Origin of the sequence: Blastomonas sp. CCH9-A1 (assembly GCF_001557175.1) — a bacterium.
GTDB lineage: Bacteria > Pseudomonadota > Alphaproteobacteria > Sphingomonadales > Sphingomonadaceae > Blastomonas > Blastomonas delafieldii_A.
On the sequence record NZ_LSHM01000002.1, the window covers coordinates 1 to 21,683 of the forward strand.

Annotated in this window: 26 protein-coding genes; 13 read left to right on the forward strand and 13 right to left on the reverse strand. The window is 65.0% G+C overall.

Annotated features, from left to right (window positions below; genetic code table 11):
• Together AX725_RS00075 and AX725_RS00080 are read left to right on the forward strand one after the other, a co-directional pair.
• Nucleotides 1-484, forward strand: a 484-nt coding sequence (locus tag AX725_RS00075) for an EVE domain-containing protein (protein ID WP_353646835.1), incomplete at its 5' end; no start/stop codon positions are given.
• Between the two features lie 58 nt (nt 485-542).
• Nucleotides 543-725 (forward strand): CsbD family protein, encoded by a 183-nt coding sequence (locus AX725_RS00080; RefSeq protein WP_060980090.1) that lies wholly within the window; start codon nt 543-545, stop codon nt 723-725.
• Nucleotides 726-986: 261 nt separating this feature from the next.
• Here AX725_RS00080 and AX725_RS00085 read toward each other — a convergent pair whose 3' ends face one another.
• Together AX725_RS00085 and AX725_RS00090 are read right to left on the reverse strand one after the other, a co-directional pair.
• The gene (locus AX725_RS00085; RefSeq protein ID WP_060980091.1) at nt 987-2,645 is read right to left on the reverse strand and encodes a thiamine pyrophosphate-binding protein; all 1,659 of its coding nucleotides are present in this window, start codon (nt 2,643-2,645) and stop codon (nt 987-989) included.
• Between the two features lie 29 nt (nt 2,646-2,674).
• Nucleotides 2,675-3,724, reverse strand: coding sequence for an isoaspartyl peptidase/L-asparaginase family protein (locus AX725_RS00090; RefSeq protein ID WP_060980092.1), 1,050 nt, complete (start codon nt 3,722-3,724; stop codon nt 2,675-2,677).
• A gap of 137 nt (nt 3,725-3,861) precedes the next feature.
• On the opposite strand from AX725_RS00090, the gene AX725_RS00095 reads away from it, so the two are divergent.
• Nucleotides 3,862-4,329, forward strand: a complete 468-nt coding sequence (locus tag AX725_RS00095) for a GNAT family N-acetyltransferase (protein ID WP_060980093.1) — start codon at nt 3,862-3,864, stop codon at nt 4,327-4,329.
• 3 nt (nt 4,330-4,332) lie between these two features.
• Here AX725_RS00095 and AX725_RS00100 read toward each other — a convergent pair whose 3' ends face one another.
• Complete coding sequence (locus AX725_RS00100) at nt 4,333-5,376, reverse strand: DUF1176 domain-containing protein (RefSeq protein WP_060980094.1); 1,044 nt, start codon at nt 5,374-5,376, stop codon at nt 4,333-4,335.
• 88 nt (nt 5,377-5,464) lie between these two features.
• Here AX725_RS00100 and AX725_RS00105 point away from each other — a divergent pair, with 88 nt between their 5' ends.
• Both AX725_RS00105 and AX725_RS00110 read left to right on the forward strand, forming a co-directional pair.
• On the forward strand, nt 5,465-6,334 hold the full coding sequence (locus tag AX725_RS00105; protein ID WP_060980095.1) for a 3-hydroxyacyl-CoA dehydrogenase NAD-binding domain-containing protein: 870 nt from the start codon (nt 5,465-5,467) through the stop codon (nt 6,332-6,334).
• An 80-nt stretch (nt 6,335-6,414) separates the two neighbouring features.
• A complete protein-coding gene (locus AX725_RS00110) occupies nt 6,415-7,080 on the forward strand; it encodes a DsbA family oxidoreductase (RefSeq protein WP_060980096.1) in 666 nt (221 codons plus the stop codon).
• 325 nt (nt 7,081-7,405) lie between these two features.
• Here the strand turns inward: AX725_RS00110 and AX725_RS00115 are convergent, their stop codons facing one another.
• Nucleotides 7,406-7,807 (reverse strand): DUF1489 family protein, encoded by a 402-nt coding sequence (locus AX725_RS00115; RefSeq protein ID WP_060980097.1) that lies wholly within the window; start codon nt 7,805-7,807, stop codon nt 7,406-7,408.
• Nucleotides 7,807-9,234, reverse strand: a complete 1,428-nt coding sequence (gene mgtE / locus AX725_RS00120; RefSeq protein WP_060980098.1) for a magnesium transporter — start codon at nt 9,232-9,234, stop codon at nt 7,807-7,809. Before mgtE ends, AX725_RS00115 begins: the two co-directional genes overlap by 1 nt.
• Before the next feature lie 178 nt (nt 9,235-9,412).
• Between mgtE and AX725_RS00125 the strand changes: the two genes are divergently transcribed.
• Nucleotides 9,413-9,865 (forward strand): peptidylprolyl isomerase, encoded by a 453-nt coding sequence (locus AX725_RS00125; RefSeq protein ID WP_060980099.1) that lies wholly within the window; start codon nt 9,413-9,415, stop codon nt 9,863-9,865.
• Between the two features lie 143 nt (nt 9,866-10,008).
• On the opposite strand, the gene AX725_RS00130 is transcribed toward AX725_RS00125, so the two are convergent.
• The 4 genes from AX725_RS00130 to AX725_RS00145 all read right to left on the reverse strand — a co-directional run bounded on the left by AX725_RS00130 (nt 10,009) and on the right by AX725_RS00145 (nt 14,799).
• Nucleotides 10,009-10,893, reverse strand: a complete 885-nt coding sequence (locus AX725_RS00130) for a LysR substrate-binding domain-containing protein (RefSeq protein ID WP_082730742.1) — start codon at nt 10,891-10,893, stop codon at nt 10,009-10,011.
• Nucleotides 10,894-11,292: 399 nt separating this feature from the next.
• Entirely contained in the window at nt 11,293-11,694 is a 402-nt protein-coding gene (locus tag AX725_RS00135) for a DUF4112 domain-containing protein (RefSeq protein ID WP_099046474.1), read from the reverse strand.
• A gap of 52 nt (nt 11,695-11,746) precedes the next feature.
• Entirely contained in the window at nt 11,747-13,210 is a 1,464-nt protein-coding gene (locus AX725_RS00140; protein WP_060977471.1) for an ABC transporter substrate-binding protein, read from the reverse strand.
• 17 nt (nt 13,211-13,227) lie between these two features.
• A complete protein-coding gene (locus tag AX725_RS00145) occupies nt 13,228-14,799 on the reverse strand; it encodes a peptide ABC transporter substrate-binding protein (RefSeq protein ID WP_060977472.1) in 1,572 nt (523 codons plus the stop codon).
• 144 nt (nt 14,800-14,943) lie between these two features.
• Between AX725_RS00145 and AX725_RS00150 the strand changes: the two genes are divergently transcribed.
• Entirely contained in the window at nt 14,944-15,366 is a 423-nt protein-coding gene (locus tag AX725_RS00150) for a glycine zipper 2TM domain-containing protein (protein WP_081096961.1), read from the forward strand.
• Between the two features lie 69 nt (nt 15,367-15,435).
• Here the strand turns inward: AX725_RS00150 and glnA are convergent, their stop codons facing one another.
• Together glnA and AX725_RS00160 are read right to left on the reverse strand one after the other, a co-directional pair.
• Nucleotides 15,436-16,848 (reverse strand): type I glutamate--ammonia ligase, encoded by a 1,413-nt coding sequence (gene glnA, locus AX725_RS00155; protein ID WP_060977473.1) that lies wholly within the window; start codon nt 16,846-16,848, stop codon nt 15,436-15,438.
• Nucleotides 16,849-16,971: 123 nt separating this feature from the next.
• A complete protein-coding gene (locus tag AX725_RS00160; RefSeq protein ID WP_060977474.1) occupies nt 16,972-17,310 on the reverse strand; it encodes a P-II family nitrogen regulator in 339 nt (112 codons plus the stop codon).
• 350 nt (nt 17,311-17,660) lie between these two features.
• Here AX725_RS00160 and AX725_RS00165 point away from each other — a divergent pair, with 350 nt between their 5' ends.
• Entirely contained in the window at nt 17,661-17,924 is a 264-nt protein-coding gene (locus AX725_RS00165; RefSeq protein ID WP_060977475.1) for a type II toxin-antitoxin system ParD family antitoxin, read from the forward strand.
• Nucleotides 17,921-18,235, forward strand: a complete 315-nt coding sequence (locus AX725_RS21665; RefSeq protein ID WP_081096962.1) for a type II toxin-antitoxin system RelE/ParE family toxin — start codon at nt 17,921-17,923, stop codon at nt 18,233-18,235. Before AX725_RS00165 ends, AX725_RS21665 begins: the two co-directional genes overlap by 4 nt.
• On the opposite strand, the gene map is transcribed toward AX725_RS21665, so the two are convergent.
• Entirely contained in the window at nt 18,229-19,053 is an 825-nt protein-coding gene (map, locus tag AX725_RS00175) for a type I methionyl aminopeptidase (protein WP_060977477.1), read from the reverse strand. The two genes, AX725_RS21665 and map, sit on opposite strands and share 7 nt — an antisense overlap.
• 115 nt (nt 19,054-19,168) lie before the next feature.
• Between map and AX725_RS00180 the strand changes: the two genes are divergently transcribed.
• The 3 genes from AX725_RS00180 to AX725_RS00190 are packed head-to-tail and all read left to right on the forward strand — an operon-like array spanning nt 19,169 to nt 20,629.
• The gene (locus tag AX725_RS00180; protein ID WP_060977478.1) at nt 19,169-19,405 is read left to right on the forward strand and encodes a type II toxin-antitoxin system Phd/YefM family antitoxin; all 237 of its coding nucleotides are present in this window, start codon (nt 19,169-19,171) and stop codon (nt 19,403-19,405) included.
• On the forward strand, nt 19,402-19,797 hold the full coding sequence (locus AX725_RS00185; RefSeq protein ID WP_060977479.1) for a type II toxin-antitoxin system VapC family toxin: 396 nt from the start codon (nt 19,402-19,404) through the stop codon (nt 19,795-19,797). The genes AX725_RS00180 and AX725_RS00185 overlap by 4 nt, the downstream gene beginning before the upstream one ends.
• A gap of 55 nt (nt 19,798-19,852) precedes the next feature.
• On the forward strand, nt 19,853-20,629 hold the full coding sequence (locus AX725_RS00190; protein WP_060977480.1) for a competence/damage-inducible protein A: 777 nt from the start codon (nt 19,853-19,855) through the stop codon (nt 20,627-20,629).
• A gap of 14 nt (nt 20,630-20,643) precedes the next feature.
• Here AX725_RS00190 and AX725_RS00195 read toward each other — a convergent pair whose 3' ends face one another.
• Entirely contained in the window at nt 20,644-20,961 is a 318-nt protein-coding gene (locus AX725_RS00195; RefSeq protein WP_060977481.1) for a 2Fe-2S iron-sulfur cluster-binding protein, read from the reverse strand.
• Between the two features lie 104 nt (nt 20,962-21,065).
• Between AX725_RS00195 and AX725_RS00200 the strand changes: the two genes are divergently transcribed.
• Nucleotides 21,066-21,683, forward strand: a complete 618-nt coding sequence (locus AX725_RS00200) for a DNA-3-methyladenine glycosylase family protein (RefSeq protein WP_060977482.1) — start codon at nt 21,066-21,068, stop codon at nt 21,681-21,683.

The following is a 21,683-nucleotide window of genomic DNA, read 5'->3' on the forward strand; positions in this document are numbered from 1 at the left end:
CCGCGCGATCACCTCAATCTACACCAGAAATTACACCACGAGCGCGGACGCTAACGGAAAAATCATGACCCAATATTGGCTGATGAAGTCCGAACCCGAAGAATATGGCTGGCACGACCTGGTCCGCGACGGCGAGGGGACCTGGGACGGGGTGCGCAATGCGCAGGCTTCGAACAACCTGAAGGCGATGCGCGAGGGCGATCTGGCGCTGTTCTACCATTCGCGCACGGGGCTTGAGGTGGTGGGGATCATGCGGGTGAGCGCGGCGGCGTTCCCCGATCCCAAGGATGAGAGCGGACGCTGGGTCGCGGTGAAGGTGCAGCCGGTCGAGCCGCTGAGGCGCGCGGTGACGCTCAAGGCGATCAAGGCGAATCCGAAGCTGGCCAACATGGCGATCCTGCGCCAGTCGCGCCTGTCGGTCGCTGGCGTAACATGCGACGAATGGGGGGAAATCATGCGCCTCGCGGGGAACGCGTCTTTCTAACCTGCGTAAGTACTCCGAAGGCAAGCCTCCCCGTCTTGCCAAGTGAAGGAGCAATATCATGGGCGAACTCAAGGACAAGGCCGCAGGCACCGCAAATGATCTGGCCGGCAAGGTCAAGGAAGGCATCGGTGCTGCCACCAACAACCCCGAACTCGAAGCCGAAGGCGAGGCGCAGCAGCTTAAGGGCAAGACCCAGAAGCTTGCCGGCGACGTCAAGGGCGCATTCGGCGACAAGGTGTGATCTTCTGATCCAGCTTCGCTGAATTCAAAAGGACCGGCTCTCTTCCGCTAGCAAGAGGGCCGGTTTTTTGCGCTTCCGAATCCCTCTCCCTAGAAGGGAGAGGGCTGCGAAGACTTATGAGCGAAGCGAATTAGTCGAAGCTGGGTGAGGGTGAAAATGCGCAGGCGTTCACGCACATCACCCTCATCCAACTCCGCCTAACCGCGCTGCGCTCAGCAAGGCTTCGTATCCTTCTCCCTTCAAGGGAGAAGGTTTGTTCGCTCAGCGCCCCCGTAGACCCGTCACCGTAGCCCCGCTCGCTGCGATATTCTCGATATCGGTCTTGAGATGCAGCAGCTTGAGCCCCGGCTGCGCCAGCGCCTCTGCGAGCGCGGGGGCGAATTGCTCGGTGCGTTCGACCGTTGCCGCCCAGCCGCCATAAGCGCGCGCAAGCATTGCGAAATCGGGATTGTGGAGCGTCGTGGCGGAGAGCCGAGTCGGATATTCGCGCTCCTGGTGCATGCGGATGGTGCCGTACGCGCCGTTATCGATCACCAGCACCAGCAGCTCCGCGCCATATTGCACCGCGGTCGCCAATTCCTGCCCGTTCATCAGAAAATCGCCATCGCCCGCCAGCGCGACCACCTTGCGGTCGGTGAGGCGCAGCGCCGCTGCGACGGCAGCGGGCACGCCATAGCCCATCGCGCCTGCGGTCGGGGCGAGCTGGCTCGGCTTTTCGCCATAAGGCCAGTAGCGGTGCCACCAGCCCGAGAAATTGCCCGCGCCGTTGCAGATGACGGTATCGGCGGGCATCGCCGCACGCATCGCCTTGACGCACTGGCCGAGATCGAGCGCAGCCCCAGTCGGCTGCGGGTCGGAAAAGGCGAGCCATTCGGCATGCGCCTCGGCGCCGCTGTCGAAATGCACGTCGTCCTCGTCCCACAGCGCGGCAGCTTCGGCAAACTCTTCCATGTCGGCGCACAGCGGCAGGTCGGTGCGATAGACTCGGCCGAGCTCGTTCGGGTCGGGATGGACATGCACCAGCGTCTGGCCGGGATGCTCGGTGGTGATCAACGTGTAGCCATCGGTGGTCGCTTCGCCCAGCCGCGCGCCGACCGCGAGAATCAGGTCCGCGGCCTTTACCCGCGCGACCAGCTTCGGGTTGGGGCCATAGCCGAGATTGCCCGCCCAGACCGGTGAGGCGTTGTCGAAAGCGTCCTGCTGGCGAAAGGCGCAGGCGACGGGAAGGCCGATGCGCTCGGCGAAGATCTGGAAATTGGCGCGCGCCGAGGGGCTCCAGTCCGCGCCGCCGACGATCGCGATCGGGTTCTTGGCCTGGCCAAGCATCTCCATCAGCACCGCAAAGCCGTTGGGGCAGACCGGCTGGGCAGGGCGGGTGACACGCGGGCGGTCGGCGGTTTCGACAACGTCCTTCAGCATGTCCTCGGGCAGCGCCAGCACCACCGGACCGGGGCGGCCCGAGATCGCCACCGAAAAGGCGCGCGCGACATATTCGGGGATGCGCGCCGCGTCGTCGATCCGCGCCGCCCATTTGGCGAGCGGCGCGAACATCGCCTGGAAATCGACCTCCTGAAAGCCCTCGCGGTCCCTCATCCCCCGGTCGACATCGCCGATGAACAGCACCATCGGCTTGCTGTCCTGCATGGCTACATGCACGCCGATACTGGCATTGGTCGCGCCCGGGCCGCGCGTCACGAAGGCGACGCCGGGCCGTCCGGTCATCGCGCCATCGGCACAGGCCATGAAGGTCACGCCGCCTTCCTGACGGCAGACCACGGTGTCGATTTCGGGCACGTCGTGCAGCGCATCGAGCACCGCGAGAAAGCTCTCGCCCGGCACGGTGAAGATGCGGTCGCAGCCCTGCGCCACCAGCTGGTCGACAAGAATGCGCCCGCCGGTGCGGGGGGAAATGCCGGTCATGAAGTTCCTCGCCTTGCTGTTATCGTTGCTTATTCGTCGCCATAGACCGCGACGCTGCGCGCGCCGTCGCTGCTGGCCATCCCACGATACATGCCGGGCGTGCGGAAAGCATAGCCCTGATGGCCCCAGGGCGTGAGATAGATCAGCCCGCCGGTGCCGCCCAGGCCCACCATCTCGGCCATAACTGCGTCGACGATCTCCTGCACCTCGTCCGCCGTCAGCGCGGTGGCGAGCAGCCTGGCGCGCGCCGCTTCGTCGAGGATCGTGCCGCCGCGCTCGGCCTCGTGCGCGAGGAACTCGGCGCGGGCTTCGGCCTTCAGGCGGATGCGGGTGCAGATTTCGTGCGCCACGCCGACGCGGATGAAAAACTCGCCCGCGCCGGTGGCGGAGACGGCGCACGAACGGTCGTCGGCATAGGTGCCCGCGCCGATCAGCGGCGAATCGCCGATCCGGCCATAGCGCTTGCCGGTGAGTCCGCCGGTCGAGGTGCCCGCCGCGACATGGCCATGGCTGTCGCGCGCGACCGCGCCGACGGTGCCGTATTTCATGTCGATGTCGAACCAGCCGCTGGTCTTGGCCTTCATCTCCTCGAGCTGGCGCTTGCGCTCGGGCGTGCCGAAATAGGCGTTGTCGACTTGGGACAAGCCCGATTCCGCCGAGAACCGGTCCGCGCCCTCGCCCGAGAGCATCACGTGCGGGCTGTCCTCGAGCACCTTGCGCGCGAGCAGGATCGGGTTCTTCGTGTGGTGCGCGCGGGCGATGGCACCAGCGGCGCGGTTGGTGCCGTCCATCACCGCGGCGTCGAGCTCGATCTTTCCCTCATAGGTATAGACCGACCCGTGGCCGGCGTTGAAATGCGGGTCGTCCTCGAGCACGATGATCGCCGCCTGCACTGCGTCGAGCGCGCTGCCGCCTGCGGCAAGCACCTGAGACCCGGCCACGAGCGCGCGGTCGAGCCCGGCGCGTGCACCGGCATCGGCCTCTGCGCTCAGGCGGCCGCGCTCGAACTGGCCCGATCCGCCATGGATGACGAGCGACCAGCCGCTGTGGCCGGTGGTTTCAGTCGAGGGATGCGACATGGGGACAGGCTCCGGATCAGGCGGGAATTGAGCTGCCGCGATTAGGCGGCTTTGGCGAGCCGCGCAACTTTGTGTGGATTGCGCGCGGTTTCCATCGCAATGTCCGGACGTGAAGAAAGGTTCCGGGGGGCTTGGACATGCAGCAGACGATCACCATCGAGGAAGACGACCTGACCGGCGAGGATATCGTGGCCTTGCTGCGCTATCATCTGGGTCAGATGGTCCAGCATTCGCCGATCTGTTCGGTCCATGCCTTTCCCGTCGAGCGACTGCGGCAACCCGATGTCACCTTCTATGCGCTGCGCATCGACGGGCAGCTCGCCGCATGCGGCGCGCTCAAGCAGATCGACGCGGACCATGGCGAGCTGAAATCGATGCGCACCGACCCCAATTTCCTTCGGCGCGGGCTGGGCGAGGCGATGTTGCTGCATCTGATAGCCGAGGCGCGGGCGAGGGGCTATACGCGCCTCTCGCTCGAAACCGGCAAGCCGGAGCCCTTCCATGCAGCGCACGCGCTGTATCGCAGGCACGGCTTTGCCGAATGCCCGCCCTTTGGCGATTATACCGAGGACCCGTTCAGCATGTGCATGACGCGCACGCTGTGACGCTCACTTGACGACCGACACCTCGGCCACCCAGACGCGCGGCCAGTCCCACGCGCCGCGGCAATCGTCCATTTCATGGCGCTCGGATAGCCGGAACTGCTCGCCGTCCCAGGCATAGCTGTTCGCCGTGCCGCAATCGCCAAGCCCGCGCCCCTTGGCAAATTCCGAAAGGGTGCCGGTTGCGGGATCGAAACTGGCATTCACAACTTGCGCGACCTGTTCCTCGTCGCCCCAGCCGGTTTCACCGTCGAATTTCGCATTGCGGAAGGTCCAGCGGGCATTGGGGTCTTCCATAGGGCGTTCGGCGATCATCACCGCTGATCCGAAATTGTATGCGCCCGAATCGCAGGCGATCAGCACCAGCGCCATGTCCTTGCCGTTATGCTGGCCGAGCGGCTCGACGCTGTCCTCGGCGCCTTCCATGCGGAATTCGCAGCCGCTATCGGCGATGACCTTGGGATAGGCCTTGAGATCGGGCAGCTCGATCAGGCTGGTCGCGGCGCGCGCGGTCAATTGCGGCGTTTCGGGCGGCTGCGCGGTATCGGGCTTCGCGCCGGTCGCGACGATGGCGCCGCTGGTCCCCGCGCGCTGCTGGATCGCATCGATATAGCGCAGCGCCGCCGACGATCCGGCGAGCGAGATCGGGATCGCCTTGCCATCGGACAGCAGGACCTTTGCCGACTGGCCATTCGCCAGGCCGCGCGCAATCGCCATCGACTGCGCCTCGTCGAGCCAGGTGTCGCCTTCGCTGTCGGGCGTGCCCGAGTGCGGCTTGCCGCCATCGATCACCAGCCGCGCCGGCCCCTTGGCCTGCTCCTCCTGCGGGGTGAGCTCGATGCGGAACGGTGCATCGGGGCCGCCCTCGCGGCGGATGCGCACGACCTGCGCCGTGAACAGTTCGGACGCATCGTCGGACAGCGTTCCCGCCTCGCACGACCAGATATTGTCGCAGGCGACATACCAGTCCTTGAAGATCTTCACCTCGCCGGGAACGGGACCAGTGGGGGAGGCGGCGGCGGCGGCCAGCAGCAGAAACGGGCTCAACATCTTGGGATTATCGCTCCTAGCAAGACTCGCGGTCTTCGGTTATGCGCCCCGCCTATCCGATTCCGGCAACAGCAGAAAGAGGCGCAACATGGATAAAGTGGCAGTCATCGGCGCAGGCCAGATGGGCGCAGGGATTGCGCAGGTTAGCGCGCAGGCGGGCTACCATGTGTTTCTCTCCGATGTGTCGGTCGATCTGGCGGAAAAGGGCAAGGCAGGCATCGGCAAGCAGCTGGCGCGCGCGGTCGAAAAGGGCAAGATGGAGGCGAGCGAGGCCGACGCGGTGCTGGGCCGCATCCAGCCCGTCGGCGATTATGGCCCGATGGCCGATGCAGGCCTGATTATCGAGGCGGCGACCGAGCGCGAGGACATCAAGCGCGCGATCTTCGAGGCTGTCGGCAAGGTGCTTGGCCCGCAAGCGATCCTGGCGAGCAACACCTCGTCGATCCCGATCACCCGCATGGCTGCCGCCAGCCCCGATGCGGCGCGCTTCGTCGGCGTGCATTTCTTCAACCCCGTGCCGGTCATGGGGCTGATCGAGCTGATCCGCGGGCTCGCCACCTCGGACGCGACGGTCGATGCGGTGCGCGGCTATGCCGAGCGTATCGGCAAGCGGGTGGTCCAGGCCAATGATGCGCCGGGCTTCATCGTCAACCGCATCCTGCTGCCGATGCTGAACGAGGCGTGCTTCGCGCTGGGCGAGGGCGTGGCGACGATGCCGGATATCGACGCGGCGGTGCAGCTGGGGCTCAACCACCCGATGGGGCCGCTGACGCTCGCCGATTTCATCGGGCTCGACACCTGCCTCAGCATCACCCAGGTACTGCACAGCACCACCGGCGACCCCAAGTTCCGCCCCGCGCCGCTGCTGGTCAAATATGTCGAGGCTGGCTGGCTGGGTCGCAAAACGAAGCGCGGCTTCTACGACTATTCGGGCGAGACCCCGGTTCCGACACGCTGACTGTCAACATTTGCTGACAGCCCCGCCGCTTTGCGGTACATTGGGGCTGGAGGCCAGCTGCAAGAACCCGGAGACCTTTGATGACCGCCCACAAGCTCAAGATCGATATCGTGTCGGACGTGGTCTGTCCCTGGTGCATCATCGGCTACAAGCAGCTCGAAAAGGCGCTGGAAGCGGTGGGCGACGAGGTCGAGGCGGAGATCACCTGGCACCCGTTCGAGCTTAACCCCAAGATGGCGCCCGAGGGCGAGGCGATTTCCGAGCATGTCGCGCGCAAGTACGGCGCAACGCCGCAGCAGAGCGCGAGCAACCGCCAGCGGCTGACCGATCTGGGTGACAAGCTGGGCTTCGGCTTTCATTATGGCCCCGACATGCGCATCTACAACACGTTCAGGGCACACCAGCTGCTGACCTGGGCGGGCGACAGCTATGGCAGCGCGGCGCAGACGCGGCTGAAGCTGGCGCTGTTTGCGGCCTATTTCCAGGCGAACCGCGATGTGAGCGACGAGGAGGTGCTGCTGTCGATCGTTGCCGAAGCGGGGCTCGATGCGGACGAGGGCCGCGCGGTGCTCAACGATCCCGACAACGAGGCGGAGGTCCGCGCGCATCTCGACCACTGGATCGAACAGGGGATCAGCGGTGTTCCCGCGATCATCTTCGACGGCAAGTATTTGGTTCCCGGCGCGCAGGAGGCCGAGACCTTCGTCAACGTGATCCGAAAGGTGCGGGAAAAGGCGCTGGCGTGAGGGGGCGCAGCCCTGTCACTGCCACCCGCTCAGCGTGAGCCTGTCGAAGGTCCGCGATTTGGTCTCCGGATATAGCGACGTCATCCTGAACTTGTTTCAGGATCCATCGTGCACCAATAAGCCGAAGCCGCGTGGGGCGAAATGGACCCTGAAACCAGTTCAGGGTGACGATAATTGCAATGCTTGGCTCAGCGCGGGCCTTCGACAAGCTCAGGGTGAGCAGAGGTGGGGGTGGGGTTGCTATGGTCCGGACCCCCGGCGCGGGGCCTTCGACAGGCTCCGGCTGAGCGAGCGTGGGTGATTGGGTTGGCGGAGCAGACGGCGATCATACCAGCCCCAGCCGCGCCAGTTCGCCGAGCATTTCCGCCGGCATCGCTTCCGCCTCGCTCATTCCGTCGCCCAGGTCCGCAGGCGCATCTGCCGCTTCGAGATAGCGCCAGCCCTGGTGCGCGCGGCGGGGGATGGATTGCACCGCGATCAGCCGGGGTTCGATGCGGATCCAGATGCGGCCCTGGCCATTGTCCATGAAGCCGATCAGCGGGCTGCGGCCGACGATCGCGCGGTTGTGGATCCAGTAGAGCGAGCCCCCGACCATTTCCTCGTGGCGCTTGGGCAGATAGCGCGTCGTCAGCCGCGCTTCGCCGAGCGGCGCGTGGCTTTCGATCCACTGGCGCAGCGAACCCACGCTGGTCGCGCCGAACGCGATCTTGGTCATCGACAGCGGCATTACAGGCTCACAAGGCCACTCGCGACCGCGAGGCCCAGAAAGGCGAGAAAGCCCATCGAATCGGTGGTCATGGTGACGAAGATCGAACTCGCCACCGCCGGGTCCTGATCGAATTTCTCGAGCACCACCGGGATGACAACACCCGCCAGCCCCGCGAGCAATATGTTGGTCTGCATCGCCGCAGCGATCACCAGCCCCAGATGCGCATCATGGAACCACAAGGCGGTTGCCGTGCCCGCGATCAGCGCGATGGTCGCGCCGTTGAGCATCGCGATGCGCATCTCGCGCAGGATCGCGCGGCGGGTGTTCGATTCGGTGAGCTGGTTGGTGGCAAGCGCGCGGACCGTCACCGCCAGCGTCTGCGTGCCCGCATTGCCGCCGACGCCCGCGACGATAGGCATCAGCACCGCCAGCGCCACCATCTGCTCGATCGCACCGCCGAAAAAGCCGATGACGCTCGAAGCGACGAGCGCGGTGCCCAGGTTCGCGATCAGCCAGCGCACGCGCGTCTTGTACGTCTCGCGCACGGGCTCGTTAATGTCGCCATCGCCCGCGCCCGAAAGGCGGAAAATGTCCTCGCCCGCCTCTTCCTGGACGATATGGATGATGTCATCGACGGTGATCTGGCCGACCAGCCGTCCGGCGCCATCGACCACGGCGGCGGAGATCAGCGCATATTTCTGGAAGCGCAGCGCGACCTCTTCCTGGTCCATGTCGGTCGGGATCAGCGTCTGATCGCGCTTCATCACATCGGCAAGCGCGATATGGCGCGGGGTGCGCAGGATCCAGCTCAGCTGGCAGGTGCCGACCGGGCGATGCTGCGGATCGACGATGAAGATTTCCCAGAATTCGGTGGTGAGGTCGCTATGCTCGCGCAGATAATCGATCAGCTGGCCGACATTCATGTGCTCCGGCACCGCGACCAGATCGCGCTGCATCAGGCGGCCGGCGGATTCTTCGGGGAAGGATAGCGCATCGACGATCGCGGCGCGATCGGCCGGTTCCAGCTCGGCGAGAACCGCGCGCTGGTCCTCCTCCTCCATCTCCTCGATGATCGCGACGGCATCGTCGGTCTCGAGCTGCCCGGCGAGCTCCGCCACCTGCGCGGCGGGCAGGGCGTCGATCACGTCATCGCGGACATAATCGTTGAGCTCGGTGAGCACGTCCGCGCCGAGCAGGTCGGTGATCGCACGCGCCAGCGGACCCCGATAGTCGCGCTCGACCAGCTCGAAAAGGTCGGCAATATCGGCGGGGTGGAGCGGCTCGACCAGGTCATAGGCCGCCTCGTCATCGCCCGCGTCGAGCGCCTCGCAGACCTGATCGACAAAGCCGGGCAGCAGGCGGTTGTCCTCGTCCAGGCTGGTGCTGGCGTCGGCCAGCTCGGCGAGGTCGGGCTCACGGAGCGGCGCGTCGGTCGGGTCGGTCATGGCCTGCTCCTGTCTGCGGGGTGGATGGGGAACGCGCGGGCGTGCCGCAACGTTTCGCGTGTTTGGCGCTTCGCACCTGCAAAAGCAATCCCGATCGGGCGCGTCGGCCAAGGGGTGACATTCGCACCCGCGCCGCTATATCGGCGGCACCCATTTCTCCGGCCGCAAAGGACCTATCATGACCGCCGAAACGCTTACCTTTCACATCCAGGATGGCGGCGACATCGTCATCAAGCTGCGCCCCGACCTCGCGCCCAACCATGTCGCGCGCATCGTCGAGCTGGCGCAGGAAGGCTTTTACGACGGCGTGAAGTTCCACCGCGTGATCGCCGGCTTCATGGCACAGGGCGGCTGCCCCAACGGCACCGGCACCGGCGGATCGAAAAAGCCCGACCTGAAACAGGAATTCAACGACGAGCCGCATGTCGAGGGCGTGTGCTCGATGGCGCGCACGATGGATCCGAACAGCGCCAACAGCCAGTTCTTCATCTGCCTCGACGATGCGCGCTTCCTCGATCGCCAGTACACCGTCTGGGGTCAGGTGATCGAAGGCATGGAGCATGTCCACGCGCTGCCCAAGGGCGAACCGCCCGCCAAGCCCGGCGTGATCGCCTCGGCAACGGTGGCCTGAGAGGTTGATGACGTAAAACTCCCCTCCCTTTGAGGGAGGGGCTGAGGGTGGGTAGGCGTTTGCGGGCTAGCTCTGGCGCGGACGACCCACCCCTAACCCCTCCCTGGCCAGGGAGGGGCATAGGTTGCTGCATCACGCGACAATCAGATATTCGCTTCCACCAGCCAGTCGTGGAATAGCCGCACCGCGCGCGTCTCGAGCGCGCGCGGCTTGCAGACGAACCAGTAGCTGTACGGGCTCTCGACCCGCACGTCGAACAGCTTGGCGAGCCGCGCATCGCCCGATCGGGTGAGATGGTCGTCGTGCATGATCGCGATGCCCAGGCCCTGGGCCGCCGCTTCGAGCATCAGCGGGCCGCTGTCGATATGATCGATCGATTGCGGGTGCAGGTCCGTGAGGCCCAGCGCCTGCTTCCAGGCGTCGAACGAATGCGCCATCTCGTTGTGCACGAGGATGGTCTGGCGGTTGAGCGTTGCAAGATCGGGGCGCGGGCCGATGCTTTCGACCAGCTCCCGCGAGGCAATGGCATAGACATAGTTGCGGTCGAGCCGCACCGAATGCAGCGCCGGATCGGGGTGTTCGGCCAGGATGATCGCCGCGTCGAGCGTGTCGCCTAGCCGCGCTTCGGCATGGCCCGATGTGTCCACGTCGATATGCAGCATCGGATAGAGCCGCCTGAGTTCGCCCAGCCGCGGAACCAGCCGCTGGCTTCCGAACAGCGGCAGCATGCCCAGGCGCAGCCTCAGCACACGACTGTCGTCCATATGCGCGGCGACGGCGTCCGCGAGCGCGTCGATCGCGGGCGCGACGCTGGCGTAGAGCGCTTCGCCTGCCTCGTTGAGCTTGAGCTGCTGGTTATGGCGCTTGAACAGCTTCTTGCCGACGAAATCCTCCAGCCCACCGATGCGGCGGCTGAGCGCGGAAGGCGAGAGCGCGAGCTCGCTCGCCGCAGCCTTGGCCGAGCCAAGCCGCGCGACGCGCAGAAATGCTTCGAGGGAACGCAGGGGAGGGAGACGTCGCATGGCCATGTGTTGCGCATTATTGCAGTGCAGCGGAAATGTGCAATTGCAAATATGGACGGACTGCGGTTTTACGCGACCTCAGTTGCATCCTTTGCAACTCAAATCAATCTTTTCGCACTTGCACAATAAGGGCTCCTGACCCATATTGATCATGCCTTTCAGGCATCCTCTCCTAAAAACTTTATCGGGTCAGCCTTCGGGCTGGCCCTTTTTTTATGTCTGGATGGCCTGTGGCCGCAGCCTCTAACCCAGCCGATCGGGCTTGGCAAATCCTTTGATTTCCGGGGGTTTTTTTGCAGTTGCGAAGAGATGGCGCCGCAAAGGATTGCAGTCGTGCGAGGTAAGCGGTGTCATAAGCGGTGACAGGCAAGCGACAGCGAAAGTATCCTAATCGCGATTCGCGAATCACAAGGTGATGGTGCGCGTCGCCGGATGGTACTTGTCGAGATGTTTGCGGATGATCTTCAGGTTGCGCGTGTTCGAACGCCAGAAGAAGTCAAACGCATCACCCACCAGCGGTACCGCGCCGATCAGGCTGTCGAAACCGACATTGGCCGCCATCCGCGCGAGCTGGAATTTGGACATGCCCAGGTTGCGCGCCTCCCAGACGATGTACAGGCCCATCGCGCCAGTGATGACGTCGCCCAGCACGGGGACGAGACCGAGCACGAAATCGAGCCCCACCTTGCGATTGACGCCGGGCAGGGTGAAGCTGCGCTCGAGCATCATTTCCAGCATCTCGACACGCTGGCGGATCGCCTGCGGATCGTTCGACAGCGCGGGCATGGCTGCGCGCAGCTGCTCCATCTGTTCAGGCCGGATCGTCTTCATAGGTTACCTCCGCAACCCCTTGCGCGCCCTATCTGGGGATGACGACCATGTCCGGCAAGGCGTGCCAGCCATCGGCGGTGATGGCAAAGCCGGGCACGTTCCCACGCACCAGCGAATAGCGGATCGGCGTGCCCAGCGGGATGAAGATATTGGCCGACGTGATCGCGACCTCGGCCTCGGCCATCTTGGCCATGCGCACCGCCGGATCGACCGCCCGCCGGGCCTGGGCCAGCAGCACATCGCCTTCCTCGTTGCACAGCGGGCGCACCGCGCAGGCGAGCTGGTTGAGGAACCAGCCGGGCTGGCGATAATGCGCAACCTCGTCGATCAGCCGCAGATCGGCTGCCGCGTCGGGCGCCACCATCCGGGCATCGAGCCCGATCGTCTGCAGATCGCGCCGGATGCGGCCGAATACCAGCCGCGACCCCGGGCCGCGCGGCATGGCGATACGCAGCATGGGTAACGTTGCATTGGCCTGCCGCCAGCGCACGATGCGCCCGCGCGCCAGATCGCGCCGCGCCTCGATGGTCAGGTCGGTCCAGCGGTCGCCGATCAGCGGCTGGTAGCGCGGCAGACCCAAGGGCACGATGCGCGCGGTCACCTGCCACTGGCCGATGCCCAGCGGGGTCATCAGCGCCTCGCGATCGATCGCCAGCGCGATCGCCTCGCGATTGGCGGGGTCGCTGAGAAAGCCCTTGCCGTTGACCACCAGCAGCCCGAACAGCCCGATGACCGGATCGGCGCGCACGTCATTGTCGGAAATGCCCGCCGCGCTCAGATAGGGCAGATGCTCGAACCGCCCGCCGAGCACCATCGCGGTTTCGCCCATCGAAAATCGCGCGATCGCCCTCGCCGCGCGTTCGGTGCGGACCTCGAGCGGGCGAACCATGCGCCGCGGGTCCGGCCCCATCGAATCGTCGACACGTTCGGTCAGCAGCGTCCAATAGGTCTGGCGATCCGCGGCCAGCGGCCCGGTGCCGCTGCCGTTGCGGCGGATGCCCAGCTCGGGTTGCGCCAGGATGCGCAGCAATTCGGGCTGGGGCGCGAGCAGCCGGATCTCGATGACGCGCCCGGTCATCGAGCGGATGTCGCGAACCTCCGCCGTGTCGGCCCCAAGCGCGCTCTTCGCCTCGATCTGCAAGCGGCGCTTGAGCGCGGCGGCGACATGCTCGGAGGTTACGGGATCGCCATTCTCCCAGCGGGCGTTGCGCAGCCGGAAGATATAGCTGAGCCCGTCATCGGTGACGATCCAGCGCTCGGCGAGCCCCGGCACGATGTTGCCCAGCGCATCGAGCCGCACGAGCCCCTGCGAGGTCGCCGCGCGCAGATAGGCCGAGCCGGGCTCCAGCACGGCAGCATCGAGATTGTTGCGGCTGGAGGAATCGATGATCGAGATGCCGAGCGGTGAGCTGTCCGAGCTGCTGCAGGCCGAAAGCGCCAGCGTCGCCGCAGCCATCAGGCCCGAAATGGCCTTTTTCCATGCGCCGGTCATGCCTCGCCTCGCGTCGCTCACTTGCCCCTGGCCGCGATAGCAGGGGCTGGAGCGAGGGACAACGCCGCGCTCGGATGGATGTTGCCGGGATTGTCGATCCAGCCGCGCACGCGCGGGGCGACGAGCGCGCCGCTGCGATAGAACCAAAGGGGGATGACCGGCATCGCATCGAGCAATCGCGCCTCGGCGGCGCGCATCGCGGTCATCCGGCGCGCGGGGTCGGGTTCGGCCATCGCCCGGTCGAGCAGCGCGTCATAGCTTGGATCGGCAAAGCCCGAATAGTTGACCTCGCCTGCATCCGACCGGTGCACCGCGAGGAAATTCTCGGGCGCGGGCAGATCGGCGATCCAGCCAGAGCGCGCCATCTGGAAATCGCCGCGCCGCATCGCCGCGAAATGCAGCGCTGGCTCGCTGTTGAGCACACTCGCCTCGACGCCGAGCGGCTTCCACATCGCCGCCAGCGCGACCGCCATGCGGCGATGTTCGGCGGACGAGTTGATGCGGATTTCGAAGCGCAGCGGGCGCGCGGGGCCGTATCCGGCGGCAGCGAGCAGGCGTTTCGCCTCGGCCTGGCGGCGCTTGAGCGAGAGGCTTGCCCAATCGGGGCGTACGGGCAAGCCGACATAGAGCGCGGGTGGCACCAGACCATAAGCCGGCGCATTGCCCATCGGCAGCAGCGCGCGCGCCAGCCATTCGCGGTCCGCCGCCATGCCGAGCGCACGGCGCACGCGAACGTCATCGAAGGGCGGATTGCGCGTGTTCATCGTGAAATAATAGCTGCCCAGATAATCGCCGGTGCGCACCGCGCTGGGGCGCTGCTGCTTGAGCCAATCATGGCGGCTTTGCGGATAGTCCCCGGAAATATCGGCTTCGCCCGCCAGGAACAGCCGCATTCCCGCGAGCGGATCGTCGACCGGCTTCCAGATCACCGTGCCGATCGGGGCGCGGCCGCGATGCCAGTTCGGATTGCGCTCGAGCACCAGCCGGTCGTTCAACCGCCAGTCGCGGGTGCGATAGGGGCCGGAGGTGACCAGCGGGCGCTCGGCGGTCCAGTCCGCCGCGCCTTGTCCCGCGCGATGCAGCGGCAGCGCCGCCATCGCCGGGTGCGCGAGCAGAGCGGGTAGCTGCGGGAAGGGGGCAGCGAGCCTCACCACAACCGCTGCATCGCCATCGGCCTCCACCGACCGGATCGCGGCGAACAGCGCGGTGTGCGGCGACCCGGTCGCCTTGTCGTTCAGCCGCTGCCAGCCGCGCGCGAACACCGCCGCGGTGATCGGCGTGCCATCGGAGAAGCGCAGGCCGGGACGCAGGATGAACCGCCAGGTCAGCCCGTCGGGGGATACCTTCCAGTCGCGCGCCAGCCCCGTCACCGCCATGCCGAACACATTGAAGCGGGTCAGCCCCTCGAACTGGTCCGCCGCAACGCGCAGCGAGGCGAGGTCCGAATAGACCTGCGGGTCGAGCCCGCGAATCTCGGCATCGGCCAGCCGCACCAGCCGGTCGGGGCCGGGCGTTGCGGCCTGCGGAGCCTTCGCACCCGAACAGGCCGCGAGCAGGGCAGACAGCAGCAGGATGAGGAGCACGCGCATTCCCGCCTGTTTGCCGTCTTAGCGCGCCAGGGGGAAGCGCGAATGCACCGGATCATGCTATTGCGTCCGCTCGGCTCGCCGCATGGGCGGGAACGGATCGCCGCCCTGACGCGTCCCCTGTGCATTCACATCACAAGGGAAATCATGACCATGCTGAACAGGAAGAGCCTGTCGCTGGGCGCCGCGCTGATCGCGGCGACCGTGGTGAGCGGCTGTGCCGGGACCGGCTATAACGATCGCGGGTTCGGATCCTATCGTCAGTACGACTGGAACCGGCCCGATCCGAGCTATGGTGGCTATGACGCGGGACGCTACTACCGCGACGACCGCCGCTATCGCGAACGCCGCCTCGGGCGCAACGACCGGATCTATCGCGGGCAGGACGGGCGCTATTATTGTCGCCGACCGGACGGGACGACCGGGCTGATCGTCGGCGGCCTCGCGGGCGGCATTCTCGGCAACATCATCGCGCCGGGCGATTCGCGTACGCTGGGAACGATCCTCGGCGCGGCGGGCGGTGCTGCCGCTGGCCGGGCAATCGACCGCAACGGCGCGCGCTGCCGCTGATCGCAGTAAAGGAAAAGGCGCCCCGGGTGATCCCGGAGCGCCTTTCGTGTCTCTGGCAGCTACGCGAACTTAGTAGCTGTAATACATGTCGAATTCGACCGGGCTGGGGGTCGTTTCCCAGCGGATCACATCGTCCCATTTCAGCTCGATATAGGCTTCGATCTGGTCCTTGAGGAACACGTCGCCCTTGAGCAGGAAGTCGTGATCGGCGGCCAGCGCGTCGAGTGCTTCGCGCAAGCTGCCGCACACGGTCGGCACTTCCTTCAGCTCTTCGGGCGGCAGGTCGTACAGGTTCTTGTCCATGGCTTCGCCGGGATGGATCTTGTTCTGGATGCCGTCGAGACCGGCCATCAGCAGCGCCGAATAGCACAGATAGGGGTTCGCCATCGCGTCGGGGAAGCGGAACTCCACGCGCTTGGCCTTTTCGCCGGTGCCATACGGAATGCGGCACGAGGCCGAGCGGTTGCGGCTCGAATAGGCGAGCAGCACCGGTGCCTCGAAGCCCGGCACCAGACGCTTGTAGCTGTTGGTGGTCGGGTTGGTGAAGGCGTTCAGTGCCTTGGCATGCTTGATGACGCCGCCGATAAAGTACAGGCACATTTCCGAAAGACCCGCATAACCGTTACCGGCGAACAGCGGCTTGCCTTCCTTCCAGATCGAGATGTGCGTGTGCATGCCCGATCCGTTGTCGTTCTTGATCGGCTTGGGCATGAAGGTCGCGGTCTTGCCATAGGCCTGGGCGACCATGTGCACGACATATTTGTAGATCTGCATGCGGTCGGCGGTCTGGGTCAGCGTGCCGAAGGTCAGGCCGAGTTCGTGCTGTGCGGAGGCCACCTCATGGTGGTGCTTGTCGCAGGGCAGGCCCATTTCGAGCATGGTGCTGACCATCTCGGCGCGCACGTCGGTCATGCTGTCGACCGGCGCGACCGGGAAATAGCCGCCCTTGGCGCGCGGACGGTGGCCCAGATTGCCGCTGTCATAGCTGCGGCCGGTATTGGTCGGCAGTTCGATATCGTCGATCGCGAACATCGAACCGTTATAGCCGTCCGAGAAGCGCACATCGTCGAACATGAAGAATTCGGCTTCGGGGCCGACATAAACGGTGTCGCCGATGCCGGTGGACTTGAGATAGGCCTCGGCGCGCTTGGCGGTGCTGCGCGGGTCGCGCGCGTAAAGCTCGCCGGTGCCCGGTTCCACGATGTCGCAGAACAGGATCAGCATCGGATCGGCCGAGAACGGATCAATATAGGCGGCGTCCAGATCGGGACGCAGGATCATGTCGGATTCGTTGATCGCCTTCCAGCCTTCGATCGACGAGCCGTCGAACATCAGGCCGTCTTCCAGCTCGTCCTCACCGATGACGCCGGCGCACATCGTCAGGTGCTGCCACTTGCCCTTGGGATCAGTGAAGCGGACATCGACCCACTCGATCTCGTTTTCCTTGATCATTGCCAGAATATCTGCGGCGGTTTTTGCCATTGTTGCTTTCCCTCTTCGTCTATCTGCGATCCGGGCCTTGCGACCCCCCTCGGGTGGAACTGATCTGATTGTTGCGGCCTTGCCGGGGCAGGCCTCTCCTGGGTTTTGCGCGCGTCCTGTTGATCAGACCGCGTCGTTATCCCGTTCACCCGTGCGGATGCGGAGTGCGGTTTCCACAGGGATCACGAAAATCTTGCCATCGCCGATGCGGCCGGTCTGCGCGGCGGCGGCGATCGCCTCGACCACGCGCTCGGCCAGCGCGTCGTCGACCACGACCTCAAGCTTCACCTTGGGGAGGAAATCGACGATATATTCGGCGCCCCGGTACAGCTCGGTATGGCCCTTCTGGCGGCCGAAGCCCTTGGCCTCGGTCACGGTGATGCCCGAGACGCCGACTTCGTGCAGCGCCTCCTTCACCTCATCGAGCTTGAACGGTTTGATGATCGCCTCGATCTTCTTCATAAGTCCCTGATCATCCTGTCGTCTTCCGCCTGACCCGCAAGGGCAGGGCGGTTGTGGGAAGCAACACAGCGGCGAACCGCTGCGTCATGATATGGCTGTATGAGGCTTTGACAACCTGCACGCGGCGCGGTCCCCCGAGTCCCCCATTGACTGCTACCAAACAATTAACGTGCCAAGACGCATTCCGCCACAAAAGCTTGTGTGCGGTGCAATATTATTGCGGGGCGTGATCGATTTGCGGGCAAGCTTGCAGGGCGGTGCCTGTTTTTTGGGCAGGCAGCCATTGCAAAGTGCGGAATTGTCACGCTGGGGCAGGTGGGATATAATCGCACCACAGCAAAGGAACGACGATGGAAAAGGCCAGCATCACCCTGACCGACGCGCATCACAAGCTGCTGCATGCAGCCGTCGAAGCAGGCGAATACGCGAGTATCAGCGAAGCGATCCGCGATGCCTTGCGCCGTTGGGAACTCGAACGCCAGATGCAGCAGGCCGAGCTGGAGCATCTGCGCCGCGAAATCCAGAAGGGTATCGACGATATTGAGGCAGGGCGGGTCGTCGAGTGGGACCCTGAGGCCATGAAGCAGCGCCTTCGTGCCAAATATGCCAAATGATCCGACTATCAGTCTCGATCGAAGCGCAGGCTGACCTTGACGCGATTGCAGAGTATATCGCGCGCGACGATCTCGCGGCAGCGGAACAGTTCATCGAAAAGCTGACCGGCATGTTCGACCGGCTTTGCGATGGGCCCGGAATCGGCTCGCCGCGGGATGATCTGATGGCCGGTTTGCGTGGACGCGCTTTCGGAAGCTACATTATCTTTTATCGGGCTCGACACGAGGTCCTCGAAATCGTGCGGGTCATCCATGGTGCCCGGGATCAGACCAAGATTTTTGGAGCGGCCCACAGGTCCACTGATCAATAAGGCGGCCGGTCCAGCCCCTTCGCGCTCTTCGTGAAGATCTCGCAGCCAGTCTCGGTGATGCCGATCGAATGTTCGAACTGCGCCGAGAGCGAGCGGTCGCGGGTCACGGCGGTCCAGCCGTCCTCGAGCATCTTCACTGCATGCTTGCCGATATTGATCATCGGCTCGATGGTGAAGAACATGCCGGGCTTGAGCTCGGGCCCGGTGCCTGGGCGCCCCACATGCACCACTTCGGGCGCGTCGTGGAACAGTTTGCCCAGGCCATGGCCGCAGAAATCGCGGACGACACCATAGCGGTGCTTTTCGGCATAGGACTGAATCGCGTGCGCGACATCGCCCATCGTGTTGCCGGGCCTGGCCTGCTCAATGCCCAGCATCAGGCATTCATAGGTCACATCGACCAGCCGCCGTGCCTTGACGCCGACATCGCCGATCAGGAACATGCGGCTGGTATCGCCGTGCCAGCCATCGACGATCGGGGTCACGTCGATATTGACGATATCGCCGTCCTTGAGCTTGCGGTCGCCGGGGATGCCGTGACATACGACATGGTTGATCGAGGTGCAGCAGCTATGCGTGAAACCGCGATAGCCGAGCGTCGCCGGAATGCCGCCACCGGCCAGCATCAGCTCGCGCGCCTTCGCGTCGATCTCCTCGGTGGTCACGCCTTCCTTAACGAACGAAGTCAACTCGTCGAGCACATGCGCGGCGAGTTGCCCCGCCTTGCGCATGCCTTCGAAGCCCTCGGGGCCGTGCAGCTTGATCGTGCCATCGCGCATCGGCGTGTCGGCATTGGTGACGTGGACATATTGGTTCATGGTGATTCCATATAGGGCAGGGGCGGCGATTTGGCGACCCCTTGCGCGTTCCTGGCGGGTTGGGACCGGGCTTAGTCCATTGACTTAGTCCGGTCAATGGACTAACCTCAAGCCCATGACCAGCATCGTCAACGTCCATGACGCGAAAACGCACTTTTCCAAGCTGCTCGACCGCGCGCATGCCGGCGAGGAGATCATCCTGGCCAAGGCGGGCAAGCCCTATGCCCGGCTGGTGCCTTTGGAGCGGCCCAAAGTGGAGCGTCGACCGGGTCGGCTGAAGCTTGCCAATCGCATTCCCGACAGCTTTTTCTTCGATCCGCTGCCCGAAGAAGAGCTTCGCGCCTGGGAATGACCGATTATCTGTTCGATACGCATGCACTCGTATGGTGGTGGTTGGGGGACCCGGCCTTGCCGCGCGCGGTGGCGGAGGAAATTGGCGACGAGCGCAACACCATATTCGTGAGCGCCGTGTCTGCCTGGGAAGTCGCAACCAAATGTCGCATCGGCAAATGGGAAGCTGCCATTCCGGTATACGAGAAGTTCGAGCATCTGGCGCGAGCAGACGGCTTTTTCGAACTTGGCGTCAGCGTGTCCACTGGCTTGCTCGCAGGCTCCCTGCCTGGCGAGCATCGCGATCCCTTCGACCGGATGATCGCGGCGCAGGCGATCCACGACGACCTCACCGTCATCACCCGCGATCCGGCGCTGGCGGCGCTTGGCTGCCGAACCTTCTGGATCGAATAACGGGGCCTTTCACGAACCGCTTGCGCCGGTTTGCGCACGCGCTAAACACCGGCGCATGACCGCAGACGCCACCGCTTCCACCCCCCGCATCTGGACCGCCGCGCTGATCGTGATCGGCGACGAAATCCTCTCCGGCCGCACCCAGGACAAGAATGTCGCGCAGGTCGCAACCTGGCTCAACGTGCAGGGCATAAGGCTGAAGGAAGTGCGCGTGGTCGCCGACGACATGGAGGCGATCGTCGAGGCGGTGAACTTACTGCGCGCGCGCAACGACTATCTGTTCACCACTGGCGGCATCGGTCCGACGCATGACGACATCACCGTCGATGCCATCGCGCAGGCTTTGGGCGTGGAGGTGGTGATCCATCCGGTCGCGCGTGCGGTGCTGGAGCGCTATTACGCGACGCGCGGCGGGCTCACCGAAGGACGGCTGCGCATGGCCCGGGTCCCGGAAGGCGCCGAACTGATCGAGAACCGCATGTCCGGCGCGCCGGGCATCCGCATCGGCAATGTGTTCCTGATGGCGGGCGTGCCGCATATCACCGCAGGGATGCTCGATGCGCTGACCGGAACGCTCGAAGGCGGGCTGCCGGTGCTGTCGGCGACCTTGGGCTGCTGGGTCGCGGAAAGCGAGGTCGCGGGTATGCTGGGCGCAACCGAGCGCGCGCACGACCAGTGCCAGATCGGCAGCTATCCCTTTTTCCGCGAAGGCCGGGTCGGCGCGAATTTCGTGATCCGCTCGGTCGACCAGGCGGCGCTCGATGCCTGCGCGGCAGCGCTGACCGCATCGCTGGAAGCGGCCGGGCGCGAGGTCACGCCCGGCGGCATCTGATCAATTCGTCTGGATCAATCTTCCGGCGCGATCGCGACCTTAAGGCCGTCGAGCGCGTCGGTCAGCTGGATCTGGCACGACAGGCGCGAGGTTTCGTTACGGTGATCCGAGCTGTCGAGCAGGTCGTCCTCGTCGGCGCTGATCGCGGGCAGCTTGTCGACCCAGGCGGCATCGACATGGACATGGCAGGTCGCGCACGAGCAGCAGCCGCCGCACAGCGCCAGAAGTTCGTCAAAGCCGTTGTCGCGGATCGCTTCCATCACCGACAGGCCGGTATCGGCTTCGATGGTGCTCTCTTCGCCCGCGCGATTGATGACGGTCAGCTTTGGCATGGAAACTCCCCATTGAGTGGAAACGGGCATTGGCCCCCCGAACGCGGTTGCTATGATCAACGCCAAGCGCGATTGCAAGCGGCAGAATGGATGAGGATGCAGTTATGGGATTGACCGCAGAGCAGTTGACGACCGGCTTGGACACGGTGGCCGCGACCGAACCAGCGATCGCCCGCGCGATCGGAATCGCCGGCTATCCCGAAACCCGCATCCGCGACCGTGGCTATGCGACGCTGCTGCGCACCATCGTCGGCCAGCAGGTCAGCGTCGCTGCGGCGGCATCGGTCTGGAACAAGCTCGAAGCCGCGCTGGGTACCGGCTGTGCGCCCGATGCGCTGATCGCGGCGGATTTCGAGTCCTTACGCGCCTGCGGTCTTTCGCGACAGAAACAGGGCTATGCCCGCTCGCTCGCCGAGCTGGTGGTGAGCGGCGGGCTCGATCTGGAAAACCTGCCCGAGGACGATGAGGCCGCGATTGCCGAGCTGGTGAAGATCAAGGGCATCGGCCGCTGGTCGGCGGAAATCTATCTGCTGTTCGCCGAAGGCCGCCCCGATATCTGGCCCGCTGGCGATCTGGCGGTGCAGGCGGGCATCGGCCGCATCCTGGGGCTGGAGGCGCGGCCTTCGGAGAAGGAAACGCGTCTGCTCGCCGATCCGTGGTCACCGCATCGCGGCGCGGTCGCGATCCTGCCCTGGCATTGCTACAACAACGCGGCGCTGTAA